General features: G+C 37.5%; 23 protein-coding genes and 2 tRNA genes. 7 read left to right on the top strand and 18 right to left on the bottom strand.

What is annotated here, in order from left to right; translation table 11 throughout:
• Positions 1-45 precede the first annotated feature (45 nt).
• The 17 genes from D172_RS08235 to D172_RS08155 all read right to left on the bottom strand — a co-directional run bounded on the left by D172_RS08235 (position 46) and on the right by D172_RS08155 (position 18892).
• On the bottom strand, positions 46-2367 hold the full coding sequence (locus D172_RS08235; RefSeq protein WP_007375730.1) for an efflux RND transporter permease subunit: 2322 nt from the start codon (positions 2365-2367) through the stop codon (positions 46-48).
• Entirely contained in the window at positions 2367-3362 is a 996-nt protein-coding gene (locus D172_RS08230) for a WD40/YVTN/BNR-like repeat-containing protein (RefSeq protein ID WP_007375729.1), read from the bottom strand. Before D172_RS08230 ends, D172_RS08235 begins: the two co-directional genes overlap by 1 nt.
• A gap of 126 nt (positions 3363-3488) precedes the next feature.
• Positions 3489-4853, bottom strand: a complete 1365-nt coding sequence (locus D172_RS08225) for a DUF1329 domain-containing protein (RefSeq protein ID WP_007375728.1) — start codon at positions 4851-4853, stop codon at positions 3489-3491.
• Between the two features lie 13 nt (positions 4854-4866).
• Positions 4867-6966: a DUF1302 domain-containing protein gene (locus D172_RS08220; RefSeq protein WP_007375727.1), complete on the bottom strand. Its 2100-nt coding sequence runs from the start codon at positions 6964-6966 to the stop codon at positions 4867-4869.
• 252 nt (positions 6967-7218) lie between these two features.
• A complete protein-coding gene (locus tag D172_RS08215) occupies positions 7219-7440 on the bottom strand; it encodes a DUF2835 family protein (RefSeq protein ID WP_033014893.1) in 222 nt (73 codons plus the stop codon).
• On the bottom strand, positions 7441-10035 hold the full coding sequence (gene pepN, locus D172_RS08210) for an aminopeptidase N (protein WP_007375725.1): 2595 nt from the start codon (positions 10033-10035) through the stop codon (positions 7441-7443). It lies immediately after the preceding gene.
• A 46-nt stretch (positions 10036-10081) separates the two neighbouring features.
• Positions 10082-11545 carry a Na+/H+ antiporter NhaC gene (nhaC, locus tag D172_RS08205; protein WP_007375724.1) on the bottom strand — a complete coding sequence of 488 codons (1464 nt, stop codon included), beginning with the start codon at positions 11543-11545 and terminating at the stop codon, positions 10082-10084.
• A 179-nt stretch (positions 11546-11724) separates the two neighbouring features.
• Entirely contained in the window at positions 11725-13749 is a 2025-nt protein-coding gene (gene prc / locus D172_RS08200; protein ID WP_007375723.1) for a carboxy terminal-processing peptidase, read from the bottom strand.
• Between the two features lie 25 nt (positions 13750-13774).
• The gene (proQ, locus tag D172_RS08195) at positions 13775-14425 is read right to left on the bottom strand and encodes an RNA chaperone ProQ (protein WP_007375722.1); all 651 of its coding nucleotides are present in this window, start codon (positions 14423-14425) and stop codon (positions 13775-13777) included.
• 15 nt (positions 14426-14440) lie between these two features.
• A complete protein-coding gene (locus D172_RS08190) occupies positions 14441-14719 on the bottom strand; it encodes a hypothetical protein (protein ID WP_002961910.1) in 279 nt (92 codons plus the stop codon).
• Positions 14719-15177 carry a GAF domain-containing protein gene (locus tag D172_RS08185; RefSeq protein WP_007375721.1) on the bottom strand — a complete coding sequence of 153 codons (459 nt, stop codon included), beginning with the start codon at positions 15175-15177 and terminating at the stop codon, positions 14719-14721. Before D172_RS08185 ends, D172_RS08190 begins: the two co-directional genes overlap by 1 nt.
• Before the next feature lie 128 nt (positions 15178-15305).
• Positions 15306-15686, bottom strand: coding sequence for a hypothetical protein (locus D172_RS08180; protein ID WP_007375720.1), 381 nt, complete (start codon positions 15684-15686; stop codon positions 15306-15308).
• 180 nt (positions 15687-15866) lie between these two features.
• Complete coding sequence (locus D172_RS08175; RefSeq protein WP_007375719.1) at positions 15867-16115, bottom strand: hypothetical protein; 249 nt, start codon at positions 16113-16115, stop codon at positions 15867-15869.
• A gap of 11 nt (positions 16116-16126) precedes the next feature.
• Positions 16127-16948: a CPBP family intramembrane glutamic endopeptidase gene (locus tag D172_RS08170; RefSeq protein WP_007375718.1), complete on the bottom strand. Its 822-nt coding sequence runs from the start codon at positions 16946-16948 to the stop codon at positions 16127-16129.
• A gap of 119 nt (positions 16949-17067) precedes the next feature.
• On the bottom strand, positions 17068-17937 hold the full coding sequence (locus D172_RS08165; protein ID WP_007375717.1) for a LytTR family DNA-binding domain-containing protein: 870 nt from the start codon (positions 17935-17937) through the stop codon (positions 17068-17070).
• Positions 17938-18627: 690 nt separating this feature from the next.
• Positions 18628-18718, bottom strand: a tRNA-Ser gene (locus D172_RS08160).
• Between the two features lie 83 nt (positions 18719-18801).
• Positions 18802-18892: transfer RNA gene (locus D172_RS08155), tRNA-Ser, on the bottom strand.
• A gap of 251 nt (positions 18893-19143) precedes the next feature.
• On the opposite strand from D172_RS08155, the gene D172_RS08150 reads away from it, so the two are divergent.
• The 7 genes from D172_RS08150 to D172_RS08120 are packed head-to-tail and all read left to right on the top strand — an operon-like array spanning position 19144 to position 22283.
• Entirely contained in the window at positions 19144-19809 is a 666-nt protein-coding gene (locus tag D172_RS08150) for a Bax inhibitor-1/YccA family protein (RefSeq protein WP_007375716.1), read from the top strand.
• A gap of 55 nt (positions 19810-19864) precedes the next feature.
• Complete coding sequence (gene tusD, locus D172_RS08145) at positions 19865-20218, top strand: sulfurtransferase complex subunit TusD (protein ID WP_007375715.1); 354 nt, start codon at positions 19865-19867, stop codon at positions 20216-20218.
• Positions 20215-20571, top strand: a complete 357-nt coding sequence (locus tag D172_RS08140; protein WP_007375714.1) for a DsrE family protein — start codon at positions 20215-20217, stop codon at positions 20569-20571. Before tusD ends, D172_RS08140 begins: the two co-directional genes overlap by 4 nt.
• Complete coding sequence (locus D172_RS08135; protein ID WP_007375713.1) at positions 20568-20834, top strand: DsrH/TusB family sulfur metabolism protein; 267 nt, start codon at positions 20568-20570, stop codon at positions 20832-20834. Before D172_RS08140 ends, D172_RS08135 begins: the two co-directional genes overlap by 4 nt.
• A 3-nt stretch (positions 20835-20837) precedes the next feature.
• Complete coding sequence (locus D172_RS08130) at positions 20838-21167, top strand: TusE/DsrC/DsvC family sulfur relay protein (RefSeq protein ID WP_007375712.1); 330 nt, start codon at positions 20838-20840, stop codon at positions 21165-21167.
• A complete protein-coding gene (locus D172_RS08125; RefSeq protein ID WP_007375711.1) occupies positions 21167-21853 on the top strand; it encodes a pseudouridine synthase in 687 nt (228 codons plus the stop codon). The genes D172_RS08130 and D172_RS08125 overlap by 1 nt, the downstream gene beginning before the upstream one ends.
• Positions 21846-22283 carry an NUDIX hydrolase gene (locus D172_RS08120; protein WP_007375710.1) on the top strand — a complete coding sequence of 146 codons (438 nt, stop codon included), beginning with the start codon at positions 21846-21848 and terminating at the stop codon, positions 22281-22283. Before D172_RS08125 ends, D172_RS08120 begins: the two co-directional genes overlap by 8 nt.
• Positions 22284-22443: 160 nt before the next feature.
• Here D172_RS08120 and D172_RS08115 read toward each other — a convergent pair whose 3' ends face one another.
• A complete protein-coding gene (locus D172_RS08115) occupies positions 22444-23715 on the bottom strand; it encodes a sensor domain-containing diguanylate cyclase (protein ID WP_007375709.1) in 1272 nt (423 codons plus the stop codon).
• Positions 23716-23761 lie beyond the last annotated feature (46 nt).

Raw genomic sequence — 23761 nt, 5'->3', positions numbered from 1 at the left:
ATATAAATGGCCATTACTGGCCATTAAGGAGCAAAATTATTCACTTTATTTCTTCTGGTCAGTCCAGAGTAAGCTTCCAATCGCAGGTAATAACAGTACTGCACCTAACATATTTACTAAAAACATGAAGGTAAGCAGTATTCCCATGTCTACTTGAAATTTCAAATCAGAGAAAATCCATGTGCTAACACCAATTGCAAGCGTAATACCCGTAAATAACACGGCACTACCACGTTCAACCAATGCATTGCGATAAGCAACACTCAGTGGCACGTTTTGTTTAAGCTGCCCCATCATTGATGACAGGATATAAATGCCATAATCAACACCAATACCGACTCCTAAAGCAATCACCGGCAATGTAGAAACCGTTAAGCCTATTTCTAGTTGAACCATAAGTGCTTGTGCAAGTGTTGATACAATATAAAGTGGTAATACCACGGCTATTGTTGCTTTTAGGCTTCTGAAACTTAGTAAACATAAAATAATTACTGCACCATAAACGTATATCATCATTGGTATTTGTGCTTCAGATACTGACTCATTTGTTGCAGCCATTACCCCAACTGGCCCAGATGCTAATTTAAAGGCTAATTTATCAGTGCCCTCTTCTATTGAAAATTGTTTAACGTTTTCAATTACGCGGTCAATCGTTTGTGCTTTGTGGTCATCTAAAAAGATAATAACAGGCATAACAGAGCAATCACCATTGAGTAAACCCGTACTCGTTTCTACTCTTGAAGTGGATTGCACTAAACTAGCAGAATTTCGTGGAAGACTTTGCCACTTAAGGTTACCTTCGTTATAGCCTGCATTCACTGACTGCGCAACGGAACTCAAACTAACAACTGATTGCACGCCGGCTACATTTTCAACTTTATATTGAAAGCGACTAATACGCTCCATAACATCATGTTCAGTACACGCTGCAGGATAGGCCTCAACAATGACCTTTAAAATGTCAGATGAAATTGTATATTTATCTGATATTAAGAAAGTATCTTGATTATAGCGAGCATCTTGATGAAGGGAAGGCGCTCCGGCATGTAAATCACCTATGCGCATTTTATCTGCTTGCCAATAGCCCAAAGCAAATAACACCAAAGTAAAGCCTATAATCATTTTAGCAATTTTAGGATCGGTTGCTTTAACGAGTATGTCACGAATCGCATCAAGCAGATTTGGTTTATCCGCATCACCTGATTGAATATGCACACTGCCTTCAAATTTCATGTAAGAAGCCCAAACAGGCAATAAAATTAAATTAGTAAATATAATAACCGCAACACCTAAACTGGCTGTTATTGCCAGCTCACGGATAATACCAATATCAATGGTCAATAATGTTAAAAAGCCAACAGTGTCTGATAAAAGTGCAATACCACCTGGAATAAGTAACGTTCTAAAACTTGATTGACAGCAAATCCTAGTACTTTTCCCTTCACCTACTTTTTTGCCTATTGCATTGATCATCTGCACACCATGACTTACGCCAATAGCGAAGACTAAAAATGGCACCAAAATAGACATAGGATCAAGGCCAAAGCCTAAACTCGAAAGTAAACCTAGCTGCCAAATAACAGCAATGATGGAACACGCAATAGGCAAAATAGTTAGCTTTAAACTACCACAAAACAGCCAAACCATAATAAAAGTAAAGGCGATAGCAATGGCAAAAAATACAACCACTCCCTTTGCGCCTTCAGCTATATCCCCGGCCATTTTTGCAAAGCCAATAATATGAATACTTACTTTGTCTGTACTTAAAGGCTCTCTTAAATCACTTTCTAGCTTTTGTGCAAAAGCTAATGTGTCTAATTTTTGTTGTGTTTGAGGATCTGTTTCTAAAAGTTGAGCCGTGACCATCGCGCACGAATAATCGCTGGCAATCATACGCCCTACAACTTTTGCTTTTTCAATGTTTTCCTTTACTACACCTAAACCACGCGTATCTGCTTTAAAGTTTGCCGGAATAATTGGACCACCTGCAAAGCCATCTTCGACTACTTCAACAAAACGAGCGCTGGGGGAGAATATAGAATTTACTAATGGACGGTTTACTCCAGGTATAAAATAAAGCTGATCATGAACCGCTTTTAGCTGAGTAAAAAATTCTGGATTAAATATATTACCACTGTCGTCACAGACTGAAATAAGAATACTGTTTGCACCACCAAACTGCTTTTCATGCTTGGTATACACTTTCATATAATCGTGGTTTAACGGGATATTTTTATTAAACGATGCATCAAGTTGAATTTGCGTTGCTTTAAATACAAGTAAGCACGTTATAAGTGCAAAGCTTATAAGCATGATTAAGCGATGTCTAAAAATCGCTTTTTCTATTAAATCTAAAATCTTATGCATTAAGGGGTCAACTCCTTCACTTTAATGCCATCTTCTGTAGCCATGATTAGGTTATTATTTATAATCACACCATCAAGTATTGCTTTACCATCAGCGAGTTGCTCGTGAGTAAGTAACCCATCTTGTAAATGAAAAATAACTCCACTGTTGGCCAGCATTAACCATTGTTCATTGTTATAATTAATGATGCTGTTAACGGTTGCAGCTTTTACATTTTCTAAATGCTGCCACTCTTGCTCCTCTCGTTGTTTCGTAAATACGTTACCGCGTAGACCTGCAACAACTTCTTGTTGTTCATCTGAATTAAACGCAAAAAAGGAACCAGGGTAAATTTCTTCTAAACGTTCCCAAGTAACACCATTGTCAGAACTTCTGGCCATTAACCCCATTTCACCAACGATTATTAATCCGTTAGTCGTTTTTTCTATACGATTAAAATGCGGTAAAATTGAAGCTGTTTCAGCCTCATAACCTTCAGGATCATTTTCTTTTAAATCATTTAAATAATCGCGATCATCACTAAATAACAAAGAGTCTAAAAAACGCTTTTGCCAATGCTTTCCACCATCTGTGGTGTGGTAAAACATACCATATGCGCCAACGGCAAAGCCTTGTAAATCGTTTTCAAATAAAATATCTAAACACGGTTTATCTAATTCAGGTTTTACTTGTTGTAATTGCCAATTAAGACCACCATCAGTGGTATTAATAATTGTTGCATCGTGGCCACACGCCCATCCATTATTTTCGTTACTAAAATCAACGGCAGTTAAGAGCACTTGAGTTGGAACTAGTTCAGCTTGTTGCCATGAATCACCCGATGTACTTTTAATAACAGTACCGTGTTTACCAACAGCAATTAAGCCATTACCCGTGTTAGTTATATCGGTGAGTAAGGTTTTAGCTGCATTTGTTGCACTGATTGCATAGTTAGGGGCTTCTTGTGCAACACTCGCACCGCTTATTATCAGGCTGGCATATACCAAATACTTCATAAATTTTAATCGCCTTGTACGAGAGAGTTGTTTGTCTTTTTACTAGGGAGTGCGTTGCGCGCTGTAAGACAAACGCGATGAGAAAGGAAAAAGCACTTAACATATTGTTAAGTGCTTAGTTTAATACTATCTACCTGCGCGACGTAAAGCACTTGAAGTAAATTCGTTATCGTTAAATGACTGTGAAAAATCGTACATTTTTTCTTGGTTATCTAAACCAATTGCTAAATAACGACGAGAGTTCAAATCATGGTAAACCTCAAGCGTACTCCACTGTGTAGGTACTTCGTAATAGTTAAGGCCATAAGCCATTGCTACACGATAAAGTTGGTCGCGGTTATCATAAATATCAGTGACCTGTACCTGCCAGCTATCTTCATCAATGTAAAATACACGTTTTTTATAAATATGGCGTGTATCATCTTTCAAGTTAGCTTCAACAACCCATACACGGTGCTTTTCGTAACGCGTATGTTCTGGATTAATATGACCTGGTTTTAAAATGTCATCATATTCAAGTTTGTCACTATGTAGCTTATAGCTATTATACGGCACATATAATTCTTGCTTACCTTTTAACGTCCAATTGTAACGATTAGGCGAGCCATTAAACATATCAAAGTCATCGGTAGTACGTAAGCTATCCGCTGCAGTACCTGGTGCATCATATGCCACGTTAGGTGCGCGACGAACACGTCGTTGACCTGAGTTATAGGTCCAAGCTTGGCGTGGTGTTAATATTTGGTCCATCGTTTCATGAACTAATAACGCTGTACCCGCTAAACGAGCAGGCTCTGTTACTTTTTGTTTAAACTTAAACAAAATGTTTGAGTCTTGTAGCTCAGCTGGTGTTGCGCTTGGGTCTGAATATTTAACTAATAATTGCTCATCAAAGCCAACATAATTGTAAGAACCTGATGCGGTTGGTGCAGCTTGTCCACCAAAACGCTCAATAGATTGGCCACGATAGCGCAATAAGTGATTCCAAATTGCCTCTAAACCAGTTTTAGGGATAGGGAAAGGGATACCAATTGCAGTATTTTTAATCCCGTTACCACCTTCAACTAGCTCTGCCGTTGCTGCAAACTTTTTCGTTGCATCATAAACAAATTGAGGATACGAAGCAGAACGACGTGTTTCGTATACTGGCATTTTGAACGTGTCTGGATACGCTTCAAATAAAGCAATTTGCCCGGGGCTTAAATTTGCTTTGTATTTTTCAATATTACTTTTATCAATAGTGAAAAGCACTTTATCTGTTGAAAACGGGTCAAGATGATGCATACCAGGTTCATAACCTGCTGGCGCAGATGTAATCCCGTTATTCCATGCAGGAATAGAACCATCAGCATTGGCTGATTTTTCTGCACCCATTGGCGTTAAATCTTGGCCTAAGTGAGCAACTTCATCAGCACTTAATTTGGCTAATGCCGCGCTGCTTGCAAACAAGCTACAAAAAGCAGTAGCAATGAGGGTAGGTTTTTTAATCATAGTAATGTTACCCCTAAATAGAATATTTTAAATTGAAAGAAACGTAATCGCGGTCTGAGAATGTATTAACACCACCGCCGCCCCAAAATGAGTTATAGCTCACATCAAGTGACCATGCATTTTGGTAATTAAAGTTCATGGTAGCACCTAAAGATTTACGGTCTTCAATAAACAAGAACATAGGATCTGGTGTATTACCATTTACGTCATGAGAGAAAACAAAACGTGGTGAAAAGTTAATACCATTGTAGAGATTAAAATAATCACCTTTAGCAATTAAGCGGTAACCCCAAGAAGAAGCGGTTGCAAAAGACTTTTCTTCAGCACCATTTGATAAACCAAGCTGTAGCGTTGAATAATCGGTAGTACCTGGACCCGTAATTGTTCCACTTCGGCCAGTACCAGATACATTTAAGCGCATTTCATCGTATTCAGGCATATTGTGAATTTTTACAGCGCCCACTTCACCAACAACAGCCCAGCTATCAGCACCTAACGAAGGGCCAAATAAATGGGTCGCAGTGAACTGAATCTGTGATGTATCACGTTCAATATAACCTTGGGCAACTTCACCTGAGCCAACTGAGCTTATAGCATCACCAAAACTCATTTGCGAAATACCCGCAAAATCAGGACGAATACCCGCAACAGCTAACTGTTCAGGCATTGCTGTGTAGAGTAATTCTACGTCATCAATTTGCAGTGGTTCATCTTGACGAAAAGCAAATTCACCGGCAAAGGCTGTTTCGCCTATCGTGGTATTAAAACTTAAACCGTATAATTTGATATCTTCAGGGTAATCGTTTTCCGCTTTAGAGAAAGCAGTTAAATCAGCAACATTATCAGACGTAATTTCTGTTGTCATAATCATTGCTAAATCTTGTGCAATAGCTGCTTGAGTAAAGTTTGATACACGACCAGATATAAGCGGACGACGACTATGATAATTCACATGATACAGTGCAATTTCAGTATCATTAAATTCAGGCAAAAATACACCTAAACGTAAACCGTATTGGCCGCCATCTTCAGGTTCTGTTTTACCGTTACCGCCTTTACCTTTAAGTGCAACTTTAGTGGGGTAAGCAAGGTACATTTGAGCAAGTAAAGCACTGCCTTCAGCACTAGATGGATCAATCCCCTGTGCAGCTGCCGCTAAAGCAAAGTCAGATGTTAGGTTGTTTAGACTATCAGTTAAAAATGCAACATCAATATCAGGGTTAGATGTAAAACCTAACTGAACATTTTGCTGATAACCATTTTCTGCCGCAAAGTCATTAGTAGAAAAGTACGTACCTGCTGCAGGCAAACGCGTTTCTTGCCATTGATACTGATAAAAACCTTCAAGCGTAATATTGTCTGTTATACCCAATGAAGCCCATAACATGCCCACCGGAATAAATGCCTCTTTAAGCTCAGCACCAGGTGCTTTTAAACGATCTATATCTACAGGGTTTACATTAATACCATGAGATATAAGCGTACTTTCGCCCCAGTTAACAACTTGCTGACCTAAACGCACTGACAATGGGTTGTTACCGTCATTTAAATCAAAATCAGCCCAAACAAACGCATCTAATAAACGAATGTCGGCGCAGCTTTGTGCTTTAGTATCTTTATCGTCACATGGGTCAACACCTTGACCTGATGTAGGATTAGCATATGCATGATTGCCATCCATTAAGGCAAAATCATAAAAATACATAAAACGTGTAAACAAACCGTAGTTGTCTTTATTTATTGAAAGGTCGTGTGTACCTTTTAATAATTTAGAAAATGAATCACCACTATCGAAATTCAAATTACCCGCGTCACCATTATTTGAGTAAGAGCCTGGTTGAGCCCACACATCTTGAGATGAATAAACGGTATTACTTAACGCAGGATTGTAACCTGCCCAGTTAAACGCCGGGTTATTACTTTTACCAATTAAGCTAAAGTCTCGGTCTTCTACACGGACACTTTGCCCATATGAAAAGGTTGAATCGAAGGTAATATCAAACCCTCCGGCTTCAAATGTTGCAGCTTGTACATTAGCTGTTGATAAACCAAGGCTAGCGACTGCTAAACCTATAGCGATTTTATTTTTAACAAAAAGCGATCTTCTTATCATTTTTGGTTCCCCCCTGTCGCGGGTCATTTTGTGTGATCAAGTTATTGTTTTTAGTGTAATCGTAACGATAGAAGCGAAATGGATAAATTACAAATAGTCGCATTCAATCTGTTATATATTTTCATTCTGGTTGACGTTTACGTATTGGTAAGACGTCGTACCAGATAATTTATACACGTAATTTAACAATAGAACAAATTGAAATTAACAAAAAGACAATATTTTATGATTTTATAACATAAAAACAGCGTACTAAGCCACTCGTTCAATACGAATAAATTTATTTTCAAGGGTTAGTAACATTCTGAAACGCCCTCTTATACCTAAGCTAGTAATAAATGGCCTTAAGTGATTAGCAGAAAAACGCACTGTTTTCCCGCCATCTTCGACAACCTGCAATGAGCTAAAACGACCATGGTAGTAATCCATGCATTCGCTGTAGCTCAATCTTAAATTAAAATAATATTCGATCATTTACTTAAGTGCTTTTTCAACCTTTTCAAATAAATCGGCGCTTAACCCATCTAAATTAGCTAAACGTTCTAGTTGCAGTCTCATTGCTGTTGAACGTGTATTATCGTATCGCTTCCACGACATAAACGGCGTTAGCATACGAGATGCATTTTGAGGGTTTATAGCATTTAATTTAATGAGTAAATCACCTAAGAGCGCGTAACCTTTACCATCAAGGCGATGAAACTGAGACGTATTGAAATGGCTAAAGCTACCTACAAGTGCTCGTACACGATTGGGGTTTGAAAAATCAAAACACGGATGTTCGTAAAGCGCCTTAATATTATCAATTGCATTGTCACCAGTTTGCATCGCTTGCAAAGCAAACCATTTATCCATTACTAATACATCGTGACGCCATTGACTATCAAAGTAGTTTAACAATTCTTCACATAGCTCATGTGACGCTTTAACAGCGGCACTTAGTGCACCTAAAACATTCGTCATATTTTTTGAGCTTGCAGCATGTTTAATAAAATCAGCAGCGTGCGGGTCATTAGTTTTAGCAAGGTAATGAAGGCATAGCTGCTTTAAAGACCGAATTGCAACGGCGCTTGCATTTACACTGCCATCATCGATTAACGATTCAAAACACGTTATAAACTCGTTAGTTAACTCATCCGCTATTTGCCTTTCAAATTGCTCAGCAATATTGACTATTTCATCTACTGGAATTACTTCAAATTCAGCAGCCAACGTATCAAAACTTGGTAATTTTAATAGCTCTGCAATAAGCGCTAGATCGCCCTGTTTTTCATTAACTAATCCACGAAGCGCATTAATTATCTCATCACTAAGCCCAACACTTTCAACACTATTTAGATTCGCTTTCATTGCTTTAATAAATAGCTGCTGCTGTGCATCCCAACGAGAAAAGTCACTGCGTGCGAAACGCATAATATGAAGTAGCTCATGTTCATCTGTCTCTTGGTTTAAAATACATGGAGCAGAAAAGTCTTCAAGTAATACTGCAACAGGTTTAGCAGTCATATTATCAAAGTGAAATGTCTGTGATGGTTGAGTTACATTTAGAACGTGGTTAACTTTTTCGCCTTGGTACTCAAGCTCAATACTTTGTCCATTTACATCTAACAGTTCAATTGCAAATGGAATGTGCAAAGGTGCATTACTTTGCTGGTTCAGCGGTGCAAATTGTTCAATTGTTAAACTGTATGTATTTGAATCCAGATCAAAGTTTTGAATAGCATTTAAACGAGATGTACCTGCTTGACTATACCAACGTTTAAACTGATCTAAGTTAACGCCTGATGCGTCGCTCATTGCACTTACAAAATCATCACAAGTAACAGCTTGTCCGTCATGGCGCTCAAAATAGAGTGCCATACCTTTTTGAAAGTTTGGCTCGCCTAATAATGTATGCATCATTCGGATTACTTCGGCGCCTTTATCGTACACAGTAACCGTGTAAAAGTTATTCATTTCAATAACTTTTTCTGGACGAATAGGATGAGCCATAGGGCCAGCATCTTCGCTAAACTGGTGTGTGCGCATTACTTTTACAGCGTCAATTCGATTAAGCGCACGAGAGCCTAAGTCACTACTAAACTCTTGATCCCTAAATACAGTTAAACCTTCTTTAAGCGATAACTGAAACCAATCTCTGCACGTTACTCGATTACCTGTCCAGTTATGGAAATACTCATGCCCTACTATAGATTCAATCGTATGATAGTCTTTATCTGTCGCTGTTTCTTGGTTGGCTAAAACACATTTACTATTAAATATGTTTAAACCTTTATTTTCCATTGCACCCATGTTGAAAAAATCAACGGCTACAATCATATAAATATCTAGGTCATATTCTAAATTAAAACGCGCTTCATCCCACTGCATTGCTTTTTTAAGTGAGGCAATAGCATGTGGTGTTTTAGATAAATTACCTTTATCTACAAATAGAGCAAGTTCAACATTTTTACCGCTTTGAGTAATATAGTTGTCTTTTAATACATCAAAATCACCAGCAACCAAAGCAAACAAATAACTTGGCTTTTTAAACGGGTCTTGCCATTTAGCAAAATGACGCCCATCTTGAGTTTCACCACTGTCTACTTGATTACCATTAGATAGGAGCTGAGAAAATTTTGTATCTGCAATTACGGTCACATCAAATGTAGATAAAACATCGGGGCGATCCATGTAATAGGTTATTTTTCTAAACCCCTGCGCCTCACATTGCGTGCAATACGCACCACCTGATAAATATAAACCTTCTAGTGAAGTATTAGTCTCAGGTGATATCTCGGTGACAATACTTAATTGGCAACTATCCGGTAGATTATTAATTATTAGTTGCTCGCCAATAATTTCATAATCCGTTATATCAACAGTATCAATTGATAAAGAGAGCAGGCGTAAATCAATACCATCAAGCACTAAGGGTGCTTTGTTATCACCTACTCGTGTAAGTGTTAATAAGGAACTTACCTTCGTTGTTAATGGCTGTAAGTCAAATGTTAGCTCAGTGTGGTCAATTAAAAAGTCTGGGGCTTTGTAGTCTTTAAGATATTGTGCTTGAGGTTTACTTGATTCAGTCATAGATGCTCCAAAACAGCTCCTTTAAATTTAAAAGAGCTGTTTAAAATTAGGCCGATTGTTTTGGTTTGATACGTAAAATTTTAATACCTAAATAGGCATAAACAACCGCTAATACAGGGTTAATTAAATTAAAGAAAGCGTACAGTGCATAGTCAAACGGATTTATGAGTAAAACGCTTTGCATGTAAGCGCCACAAGTGTTCCACGGAATTAATGGGCTGGTAATTGTACCGCCATCTTCCAATGTACGAGATAAGTTAACAGGCTTCAAACCACGTTTTTTATATTCATCTTTAAACATACGACCGGGTACAACAATAGCAATATATTGATCAGCAGCTATCACGTTAGTACCAATACACGTTGCTATTGTTGCCGCAATTAACGATCCCGTACTTTTAGCTATTTTAAGAATACTTTTAACAAAAATATCAAGAAGACCTGTTTTTTCCATGATAGCGCCAAACATAAGTGCGGTCATAATAAGCCAGGTCGTTGTAAGCATTCCAGCCATACCACCACCACTAAGTAGCGAGTCCATTTTATCATCGCCGGTGTTTATGCTAAAACCGTCAAAAAAAGTGGTCCAAACAAGCTTAAAGTAGCCTACTAACTGTCCTTGAGAGACATCAATTTGGCTAGCAATTAAATCAGATTGAAACAACATGGCCCAAACAGCGCCCACAACAGCACCAATAGAGATAGCAGGAAAGGCTGGCATTTTTTTAATTGCTAAAACTAACAATACAATTAGTGGTATTAGCATTTCAAAACCAATATTAAAATTTTGTTGTAAAATAGCTGTAATTTCGTCAATACGCCCTGCTTCACTTGAAGCCGTTGCATTAAAACCCATAACTATAAATATAATCAGTGCAATAACAAAGCTAGGTACTGTCGTCCATAACATATGTTGGATATGCTCAAATAAATCAGCCCCAACAACTGCAGGTGCAAGATTTGTAGTTTCTGACAGTGGGCTTAACTTATCACCAAAGTACGCGCCCGATATAACCGCGCCGGCTGTTACTGTTTGTTCAAGCCCAAGACCGGTTGCTACGCCAAGTAAAGCAACACCTATTGTTGCAGCCGTAGTCCACGAACTACCAATACTCATTGCAACAATGCCACAAATTAAGCAGCTAGCTGCATAAAACCAGCTCGGATTGATAACCTGTAAGCCATAATAAATTAAGGTCGGTACAGTTCCTGATAGTAACCAAGTACCAATTAATGCACCTACCATGAGTAAAATTAGAATAGCACCAAGTGAAAGCGTTATGCCTTCAATCATTGCTTGCTCTAACTTTTTCCAAGTATAACCATTTTTAAGACCAATTAAAGCAGCTGCAAAAGTTGCGAACAAAAGTGCAATCTGGTTAGGACCTGATGAAGAATTATCACCAAATAAGTATACGGCAGCGCCGAGTAGGCAAATTAATACAGAGATAGGAACTAATGCATCAAAAAACGAGGCAGGCTTGATTGGTTTATCTTCCAATGGCTTCAAAGTAGAGACTCCTACACACTCAATGTGTGTTTAATTATTATTTTTAGCACGTAAAGTGCATTAATTGAACTTTAATAATCTAGCTCAACTTTATGTAATGGGAGATTATAACAATTTAGTAAATTATAGGTAGCAAAAAAGGCGCAAAAGCGCCTTTTTTATAGAGGTAAAACCAGCGGTTACTTCTTAGCTATGCGACCATAGTTAATATAATCTTGGGTAATTAAAGCGGCTTCTTCTAAAAATGGATCAAGCTCTTCAATAACCTCAGGTAAATCATCTAAGTTTTCTACCGGATCTTTACCTAAACGCTTAAGACGTTCATTAGTACGTACAAGTGCACGTGCCTCACCTTCGTCTTTTTCTTTAATGCGGTCTGCTTCAACTAAAGAGATCGTTTTACGATCTTTCTCTTCGTTGTATAAGGCAATATCATTAAATACATAACCAAACTCAGGTTCTGATTTAATTCGTACCTCATGTTGCTTCTCAAGATAGGTAATAACTGGCGTTAAATTACCAAGTTTTTTATATTTCGCTTTAACAATGCTATCCCAAGGCAGTGCATTGTCTTGTTTACTTTCGCCCCATTCTGCAGGATCGATTGCTGATGGAAACGAGATGTCTGGAATCACACCTTTGTGTTGCGTACTACCACCATTGATGCGGTAAAATTTAGCAATTGTATATTGCACGCTACCCAATGCATTATCATACAAGTCATAAGCACGGCCTAAGCCTTTGTGCTGTTGAACCGTGCCTTTACCAAAGGTTTGCTCACCAATAATAACTGCGCGGCCATAATCTTGCATTGCCGCTGCAAATATTTCTGATGCTGACGCACTGTATCTATCAACTAATACCGTAAGTGGACCATCATAATAGGTAATGCCATCGCGGTCTCTTTGTTCTTCAATACGGTTATTTAAAGTGTGTATTTGAACTACAGGTCCTTGGTCAAAAAACAATCCCGAAAGCTGGGTAGCTTCATATAATGAACCACCACCGTTTTGGCGTAGGTCAATAATAATCCCATCAACCTTTTGCTCTTTAAGCTTAGCAAGTTCAACTTTTACATCTTTCGAAAGATTATTGTAAAAGCCAGGGATTTCAATCACACCCACTTTGCTTGTTAAATCTGAATATTTAGCTTCAAAAACTTCTGATTTAGCGGCTCTGTCTTCCAATCTGATTTTATCACGGGTAATTTCAACAACTTTTGGTGTGCCGTGAGCATCAGCGCCTTTTAAATACTGAAGACGTACTTTAGTACCTTTAGGGCCTTTAATTAAATCAACAACGTCATCTAAGCGCCAGCCAATAACATCAACAAATTCTTCACCATCTTGAGCAACACCTATGATTCTGTCATCGGCTTTAATTTGCTCTGTTTTATCCGCAGGACCACCAGGTACTAAACTGCGAATAACTGTGTAATCTTCGTCTGGACTCAATACTGCACCTATGCCCTCGAGCTCTAGGTCCATATCCATTTTAAATTGTTCAGCACGACGCGGCGATAAATAAGACGTATGCGCCTCAATACTGCGTGCTAAAGAATTTAATACTAATTGAAATGCATCTTCTGGATTTGATTGCACTAAACGCTTTTCTGCATTTTTATAGCGTTTGGTCAGCACTTCTTTAATGCCTTCCCAATCTTTACCTGTCATTTTTAAACGCAGTGCATCGTACTTAACACGTTCGCGCCAAATTTCATCAAGCTCGGCTTGAGATACAGGCCACGCAGCATCTTCACGATCAAAAAAGTATTCATCTTCTTTATCAAAGGTCATTTCTTTTTCAAGTAATGCTAGGGAATACTCGTAACGTTCAAAACGGCGTTTAAGGCTTAAATTAAAGATATCAAATGTGAAACCCAATTTGCCGGTAGTTATAGCGTTATCAAAGTCATCGCGGTATTGGTCAAAAGAAGCAATATCGCTTGCTAAAAATACGCTTTTATTAAAATCAAGGGATTCGATATAACGATCGTACACTTTACTAGAAAGCTCATCGTTAAATCGAACCGGGATATAGTGTGAACGAGTAAATAAGCTAGCCACGCGTTTGCTGGCAGTACCATGTTGACTTTCTTGCTTGAGCAGTGGTAAATCGTCAATAGTGACGGCTTCTACAGCAGCAAATAATGAACCTGAAAACAGGGCAGCAACTAACGGAATGAGCGTAAACTTTTTACTCATACAAACTCCTTAATTTATTTACAGTTTAAACGATGTATAAACTGTCAGCTTTGGTTTTGACTTGCATGCCTGTCACTAATTCAACATGAACGTCATCTTTGTTCACTTCAGTGATTACTGCATTTACAAGTGCTTGGCCAAGTTTAACCTTAACCTTATTATTAACCTTGACCTCAGTAGCTGGTAAAGGTTCAATTTTTCCTGAACGTTTAGCAGGAGCTGCTTTGGCAGGTTTATTAGCTGCAGAAGCGTTTTTATCACCTGTTTTACTAGCATGCGCTGGTTTTTTCTTAAAAGATTTAGAATCTGAGTCTTGGCGTGGACGTTGTTGTTTTTTACGTTTTGCCATTTTAGCGCGGCTTTCTTCCAATGCTTTTTGTGCATGGTCGATATGCTCTTGCTCAACTTTTTCACCTTGATTACCATCAAGATCAATACGAAACTCTGACTTAGTTACCGCTTCTAAATAACGCCAGTTAGACGTGTATTTTCTGAGCGCTTGACGAACTTGAGTCTTGCTTACTTTGTCAGAGCCTTCAATACGCTCAGCGATATCTTTGAAAATACCTACTTTAAGCGGCTTGATGCCATCTTTTTGTTTAAAACATTGTGGGAATTCTTGATACAAAAATTCCAATACTTCGTTAATATCTTTTAGCTTGTTTGTGGTTTCCATTTTAGAACCTATTTTTCACATCTTTTCATCAAGGGACGAATCGACGTAGTGTGTTACCCAGTCGACCAGCTCTTCAAAGTCGGCTTCTATTACAGCCATATCGCCTCGAAGGTGTTCCCAAATACCATTAATCGTTTCATCAATAAATTCACATTCAGAATCGTCCGGAAGACGATCCCAGGCAATATGAATCAAATCATTGAGCGTTTCCGCTACATGTTCTTCTTCGCCTTCCCAGTCGCCAACATCTTGCACAGCAAACAGGTAGTCTTGAACATTTAGCAAATCTTTCATTACAGGCTCGCCTCTAAGCATTTCACTAGCGCTTCAAGTCCGGCTTTATCGTCAGTATCAAATCGACCAACACTTGGACTATCGATATCAAGAACAGCAAATACTTTACCATTTTTCAAGATAGGTACAACAATCTCAGAATTTGACGCCGCATCACAGGCAATATGACCGTCAAAAGCGTGAACATCTTCAACTAATTGTGTTTCTGCGGTTGCCGCAGCAGTTCCACATACTCCTTTTCCTACTGGAATACGAATGCATGCAGGATTACCTTGAAACGGGCCTAGTACTAATTCAGTAGGAGAATCCATAAAGTAAAAACCCGCCCAATTCACATCTTCTAAAGAGGTAAATAATAACGCGCTTATATTTGCCAAATTGGCAATTACATTAGATTCACCAGCTATTAGTGATTCAGTTTGCTTAACTAATGACTGGTAAAAATCGTACTTTTGCATACCAAACTACTTCTTATTAAACAGACAGTAGCTAAAGGTACTCTTTGTCGTTAAAAATTGGAACCTTTAAAGGGTAAAAAAAAGGAAATTGCGCTGTTTATCAGCGCGCTTGGTCAATAATTCTGCGATTATTTTTTTGCACAATTACGAAGGCCAAATAAAAATAGTCCTGCGGCGAATCCAGACATCACACTATTAATTAAAAATATCTCGCCTGTTGAAGCACTTAATAGATAACTAAAAATAGCCCCACCTAATAACCCAAGTGTTAAAACACCTGAATAATTAACTTTTGAATACTTAAACATGAGTAAATAACCCGGCACAACAAAAGCCGCCATTGTTAAACCTACAATATGTGCATTTGATATGGCTGTCATCAATAGTTGAAAGAACACTGATAGAAAATCACCCTGCAACGCTAGTGCATAATACAAACCTAATAAACTGCCAACAATCACCGGGGACAATAATGAAAGCGCGACGCTTTTTGCAAGTTGATGTTTCATCTAATAATCCTTAATACAGCGTATAAAATTTAATGTATTAAGCATGCACCAAGATCTAAAGCTTAGAAATAGAGACTATGGTCGTAACTTATGATGATAAAACATACAACATAAAAGCTAGGTAATTTAATAAAGTAATAAAAGCCCAGTTTTTAAAAGAAATAACAAATAGCTCAGTAGTTACAACTGAGCTATTTTTTGTGATAAATCGATATTTTTATTTATCGCCAACTCTTCAAGCACTATGACTCTTTCAACTAAAACGTCTAACTTTCTTTGCAGCATAATAATCGTATTTTTCTGATTTTTATCTTGTAATAAAAGTGACTTTTCTTTAGCGGTCGTTTTATAGGTAAAGTAATTTTTAATTAGCACTAAAAGTAAAAAAGGCGACAAAAAAATCATTATAATTAAAAATAATTCAAACATTATTATCTCCTTTAAGTGTTTTGTGTTGCTAATTTATAATGCTGAGACGAAAAACCTGGACGTTTTTTAAATAGTGTAGAGAGTGTTATTTGGCGCGGTTTACCACGACGGATAAGTAAGTTTACGTAGAGTATGCTTAAAATTATTGCAGTTGCCTTGAACAAATTGCCTTTTAAATCCCCTGCTGCACCACCTGACATGCTAAATATGCCATAAGCCGCATTCATAAATATATGCATCCATAATGGAAACCAAATACGGTATCCACATTCGCAAAATAACCACGCAAACCAAGTTCCTGCGATTGTTGTAATTGCAACAGCCATCACAGCTGAAATAGCATCATGTCCTTGATAAATATGACCCAAACCAAATATCGTTGAGCTAATTAATGCGGCGGGAATAAACCCCCAACGACAAAAACGAAATAACACGCCGAACAAAGCAGCTCTAAAAATTATTTCTTCAAAAACTCCCGCGTATATTGAACCTGTAATTATCCCCGTAATTGAAAAGTTTAGCGCGTTACTCAAATAAGCGTAACCTATCACCATAGGTGTGCAACAGACTACCGCTGCGAGTAAATAACGTTGAAAACCTTCAATGTCGACACCTAAAACGTTGTACCAACTCTCATGTTTAAATAATAATGTTGCCACAACTAACAATGGCCCATAAATAAACAAGTATTTAGCAGGAAATAACAAAAGGGCTGATTGTTGATCAAGGTCAGATAGGACACTTACCCAGTTATCCCCCCAGAACTCTTTCATCATGTAATGACAAAATATAAATGTGGTGATTAGTAGCAGTGCTTTAATTGTATGTTTCATACGTACCTTCTTAAGTTACAATTTTAAATTCAACTTAATCATGGCAATCACTAATTATGAAATCGATCAATTAGGGCTAAATTTCATTTTTAGGTGCTAACTACATGTTTTTGGGGTCATCAACAAACATCAGGGGTTAACAACAAGGCTTGTTTAATGACATCAACATAAGTTCGCGAAACTGGAATTGTGAAATCAAATGAGTTCATCGATAACTGTAATCCTCCGGCATTCCCTTTACTTACTGCGACTAATTGTAAATTAACTGCATAAGACCGATGACAGCGATATAAAAATGTATTTTGGGGTAATTGTTTTAATAAACCAGTTAACGTTATACGCAGCAATTTATGAGAAACAACATCGTTTTCTATCGTTGCGAGCTCACAGTAATTATCGGCTGACTTAATAAACAATATATCCGATAGCGCAATTGTTAGCTTGTCACCTTTATTATCGCCAATAAGTGTTATTAGACGGTGTGGGGGGACGTTATTTTTTTCTACCTCTTCACAAGCACGCTGTTTAGTCTTAACAACCGGTATTTTTTCAGTTGTTAAGACCATATGCTTTGCATGACGATTGACAACAAATATGAAACTAATCGGGAATAACCCAACTGCTAATGTATATACAATGAAGAGTATTTGGTTTTGCCAATGCCAAGCCCCTAACATAGCAACAACAAAATATCCGTGGTTAAACAAAGCAGTAATTAAAATATAAAGGCTGGGGGTCACTATTATTCGAAATTTATTGCTAAGATTTAACCGAATTAAAAAGATCTCAATAAAACCCGAAAGCAATAAAGCGCAAAACGTGACTAAGCCGTAACCTGAAAGGCGGAGTAATTTATAAGGTTCAGTATCGTTGGTTGTACCAAAAGGTTGGAATACGAATAGAATAAATAGAGTTACTATCGAAAATAAAATTGCCCTGTATACAACCAACTTTCTTGACGCTAAATCATCTTTAAGCCACAACGTCATATTTTACATACCTTTAAAAACTCGCTTGCTAATAAAATACCACAAATTCATCGCTAATTACTGGTTTCATTTTCTCAGTAAATATAAAATGATAAGTAATACCAATTAGCTTATATACGAAGTCTATTTAACGATAAAGAAATTGCGCTATAACTAGGCGAATTTTTATACCTAGTCGGCTTGGTAACTGCTCCTGCGTTATCCTACAGGCTTACATTCATGTAAAAATAAGTAAAAATTGAGTAAAACATCCGCGTCCTGCTCACGCCCCTTACCTACATCCTATATGTAGGCAAACCCAAGAGCAGCGCACGCTTGGCATTTGAGCTGCGTTATCGCCTATTTATGGGGAAATAACCACATAACATAGGTTCTGCCTTGAACAAAAACCAAACAGTCTACTGTAAATTCAAGCTCGAAAGATAAAAAGGCCCTAATCTGCCCATATAGACTCTATTTAACAATAATGAATTTTATACCAACCTGCATAAATCTTTGATCAATTTAACGAATTAAATTGCACTATAACGTCGTTAAAAATTTTTTATTTAGAACAACTAGATATAAAAATTTTTGCCTAGTTCTAGCGTAATTTTCTTAACGTTAAATAGACCCCATATATAAGCAGATTGGTATTAGTTTTCTATAGATACAAAAAAGCCCGCTAAATTAGCGGGCTATTTTGTTATATGGTGGAGAGATAGGGATTTGAACCCTAGATGGGCTATAAACCCATGCCGGTTTTCAAGACCGGTGCATTCGACCACTCTGCCATCTCTCCGATACTGCTAAGTTAAAAGTAAGAGTGTACTAATAACTATTTAAATGAATGATACTTTAATTACCACACACTTATTAAATAAGTGGTGGAGAGATAGGGATTTGAACCCTAGATGGGCTATAAACCCATGCCGGTTTTCAAGACCGGTGCATTCGACCACTCTGCCATCTCTCCGCACGGCCTGCATAATAGGGAAACCCATCCCTTTTGTGAAGCTTTTTTTTAAATTAATTGTTTAAGTGCTTAAAAAACAATTAATTTGTTTAAAGTTAAGACAAAGTGTTTTTAATTTAATCGCTAATGAACTTTTATTTAAATATTTGACTCTATTGATCTACAAAGGTTTGCCCAAACATATAAGAGTTGGTAATCTAATTTTAGTTAAATTATCGAAACACACACGTTTCACTTAAAGGAGCTCTACAATGGCGTTTAATCAATCGTACAATACCGCGAAACCGGTAATGTCTACCATTGAAACAAACAAGGTACTTAAAAACACCTACTTTTTACTAGCTATGACACTTGCATTTAGCGCAGTTACAGCCGGTATTTCAATGGCACTACAATTACCTTACTTTATGGGAATTGTGTTTACACTCGTTTCGTTCGGTTTATTATTTGTTGTAAATAAAAAAGCAGATACAGCATCTGGTGTATTTTGGGTGTTTGCTTTCACAGGTTTAATGGGGGCTGGCTTAGGTCCATTGCTTAACCATTATGCCGCATTACCTAATGGCCCAATGCTTATTATGCAAGCCTTAGGTTCTACAGCGCTTATCTTTTTTGGTTTGTCTGCTTATGCACTAAATACTAAAAAAGATTTCTCATTTATGGGTGGCTTTTTAACTGTTGGCTTAATCGTTGTAATTGTAGCAAGCATCGTTAATATCTTTATTGGCAGTTCATTGATGTTTATGGTAATTAATGCAGCAGTTGTACTGATTATGTCTGGTTTGATTTTATTTGATACAAGCCGAATCATAAACGGTGGCGAAACTAACTACATTCGTGCAACAGTATCTTTATACCTAAGCGTATATAACTTATTTACCTCTTTGCTTGCTCTACTTGGCGCAAGTGATGACTAATTAAATAGTTCTGTTAAAATAGCCCCTTTATTGGGGCTTTTTTATTGGAATTGTTTTGGCACGCTTTGTTCTTTCATTACATACACCACCATCCGATCACGATACCACGCAACGCATAGTTAAATTTGCGAATGCATGTTTAGCCCAAGGGCATACCATTGATGCTATTTTTTTATACCAGCAAGGTATTTATCATGCATCTACACACTTTGATTTATCCTCAGACGAACTTCGAATTTCAGCACTTTGGCAGCAACTCGCTGATCAAAAACTAAATTTAATGCTGTGTGTTACCGCCGCGCAAAAGCGCGGGTTGGATATTAAAAACACAGGTGTATTTAAAGTCGCAGGGTTAGCTGAATTTGCAATGCTTGCAAGCGACGCAGATAAATGGGTGCAATTTAAATGATAAACGTATTAGTAATGAGTCAGTGCAGCCCATTTGACGATTTAAATATTCGTGATGCACTTGATATGACATTGATATTTGCTGCTGTTGACCAAAATATAAGTTGGTTGTTTAGCGGCCCCGCCGTTTTAGCTTTAAAAAAGCATCAGCAACCAAATGATATTGGCTTAAAAGACTTTTTTAAAAATATTAAAACACTCGAAATTTACGATATTGAAAACATTTACGTGTGTGAAAAATCATTGCTTGATTATAGTTTAAATAAACATGATTTACTCATAGAGGCAAAAGCACTCAACTTTAGCCAACAACAAACATTAATTAAAGCCCAGCAGCATGTGGTGAATCTATGAGCACGTTACATATTTTTTCAAAGCCGCTTAACTACTACTGTGCAAATCAATTAGAAAATTTAATTTTACCAACCGATAGCATTTTGCTGGTTGGTGATGCCTGCTTTGCAAAAAAACAATTTAGGCAGTTTGCAGATACACTGTTAATACTTGAACAAGACGCGCAAGTACGTGCAATAAAATTAGCAGATAACGATAAAGCAATTAGCTATGAAGACTTTGTGGCACTCACTTTATCAACTAACCAATCAATTACGTGGTAACTCATGCTTGAATTTAACAACCAACAGATTGAAACCGACAAACAAGGCTACTTGCTCGACCATACTTTATGGTCAAAGGAGCTGGCGCCTGTAATTGCTACTCAAGAAAACATCACACTTAGTGAGCAACACTGGGAAGTCATCAATTTTGTTCGTGATTTTTACATTGAATATAACACCAGCCCAGCAATTAGAATGCTTGTAAAAGCAATGGCTAAAGCACTCGGTGAGGACAAAGGTAATAGCCTTTATTTATATAAATTATTTCCTAAAGGCCCAGCTAAACAAGCAACAAAAATTGCTGGATTACCAAAACCAGCTAGGTGCATATAATGAGAGCTAAATCAGGCAATAATCAAACAACACAAGCCAAGCCTAAAAGAAGTACTGGGCGTACTTATTCTCGCAGTGCACTTAATAAAACGCCATCTGGTAAAAGAGAAATAAAGCCGCAAATAGCATCTAAAGACAGAAAAATTGTGTTATTCAATAAACCATTTGATGTGCTATGCCAATTTACAGATGACGCAGACAGAAAAACGCTTGCAGAATTTATCCCGATTAAAGAAGTATACGCCGCAGGAAGGTTAGACAGAGACAGTGAAGGTTTATTGCTTTTAACAAACTGTGGAAAATTACAAAACACCTTGACTGCTCCTGATAAAAAAACGAATAAAACCTACTGGGCACAAGTTGAGGGTGAACCAACGAGTGAATCAATTAATGATTTATGTAATGGCGTAGAACTTAAAGACGGACTTACACTCCCCGCTAACGTTAAAATAATTGATGAACCAACAATTTGGGCGCGAAATCCGCCTGTACGTGAACGAAAAGCAATCCCCACTACTTGGCTAAGCATTACCATTAACGAAGGTAAAAACAGACAAGTCCGCCGCATGACGGCGCATATTGGCCACCCTACTCTTCGCCTCATTCGCTATAGCATTGGTAACTATACGTTGGATGATATTAATTGTGGTGAATATAAAGTAATTAAGGGCATAGTTGATGCATAAACCGCATGTTACGGTTGCAGCAATAGTAAAAAAGCAAAATGAGTTTTTACTTGTAAAAGAGCGCGATAAATTTACAAAGCAAATTTGTTACAACCAACCTGCGGGTCATTTAGAGAAAAATGAGACACTTGCACAAGCTGCAAGCAGAGAGTTACTTGAAGAAACAGGCTTAGCGCTTGAGCCTATTGGCTTTTTAGGTGTGTATAATTTGCATGCCGATAACGCAGTGCACTATTTACGGTTCTGCTTCTTATTTGAAGCACCTCCGAATATACCAGTCCTAAAACCGCTAGATAGCAACATTATTAGCGCAAATTGGCACACCTACGAGCAAATAAAATCACTACCGCTCAGAAGTCCCCTAGTTTTAAAGTGTATTGATGATAGTCTAAATCGGCCAATATTAAGTCTCGAAACTATATACAATTAGGCTTAAACTATTTTAAGCCTAAGGCCTGTTTATCTCTCGAGGTTAAGTTTGCAGCCGTATGTTTAGTTTTTAGGTATCTCTGCGCCTGTAGTGCGTGGTTATCCCCGATAAATAGGCGCTAATGCAGCATAAATACCAAACAAAATAATATGCAGGTTATTTAATTAGCACTTAAAGCAATACAATTGCGGCCTTGTCTCTTTGCATAATAAAGTGCGCTGTCGGCTGCTTTTATAAAATTTAGCTCATCACTAGCTGTGCATTTATCTATTGTATTTATACCCATACTTACAGATAAAAAACCGGTAAAACTACCTTCATGCGCAATGGCTAAATTTTCTATCGCTTTTTGTATCTGCTCAGCTATAAACAAAGCACCTTGCTTGTCCGTTTGTGGTAATAAAACTATAAACTCTTCCCCACCATAGCGAGCAACAAAATCCTCAGGGCGACTCACTGTTGATGCTATTTTTTGAGCCACATCATATAAACAAGTATCACCCGCTACGTGTCCGTATAAATCATTAAATTCTTTAAAGTGATCTATATCAAGGATGATTAATGACAATGAACCTTCGTACGCCTTCGCACGCTCAAACTCATGTGTTAACTTTTCGTCAAATCGACGTCTATTCGCTATTTTCGTCAGCGCATCCAAAAAAGCCATATCTCTGAGTATATCTTCTGCTTGTAAACGCTCAGTAGCATCTTTAAAAACAGCCAAAAATTCTTCCCCAATATCAATTCCTGATACCTCCATCATTACTTGAGAACCATTTTTACATGACACTCGGTAGTTATTAGCTGGAATGTCGTTGTTATTTTTCAGGGCTAGTTGCAAAGAATTGTCCCAAAGTGTTTTAACGAACTCCCTATACTTGATATCTGGGTAAGCTTTTTGCCACCAAACATTTAGGTTGGGGACATCTTTGACCGTATAACCAAAAACGTCTACAAAGCGTTGATTTACTCTTAAAATATCGCCAGTTCTTGCACATACATTACACACTGGCATAGGTAATGCTGCGAATAATTTAGCGTAGTGGCTAAGTTCATGTTTACGCATTGGATGCTGTGTACTTTGCGATAAATAACTCATTGCCGTATTATTTTTTTCAGTATTTATCTTTTCATCCATTTCTAACGCGAAATACCATTCAAGCCACCAATATTCAACGTGAGCCAATGCTTTTTTTTCAATACGATCTTGAAAAGATGATTGCTTAATGAGGCCGAATAACTCAGTTATATGATTTGGTTCTTGATAAATACGAAGGCTTTTTAGTTTTATAAGTTCATAGAAAAGATGATAAGCGGCTTTCTTAAATTCAGTATTTGTATTTGCTGATAAATCATTTGGTGAAAAACTAGACTTTAGAGTGTAATGCTCTACGAGTGATTTTATCTCATTTATTTGATAAGCATAATTCATATATTCATTCCGTTGACTATATAGGTAACGTCCCTAAAACTGATAC

This window comes from Pseudoalteromonas sp. Bsw20308, from assembly GCF_000310105.2.
Classification (GTDB): domain Bacteria; phylum Pseudomonadota; class Gammaproteobacteria; order Enterobacterales; family Alteromonadaceae; genus Pseudoalteromonas; species Pseudoalteromonas fuliginea.
The sequence above is the reverse complement of the archived record's forward strand: the minus strand, read 5'-3'. Positions and strand labels throughout refer to the sequence as shown.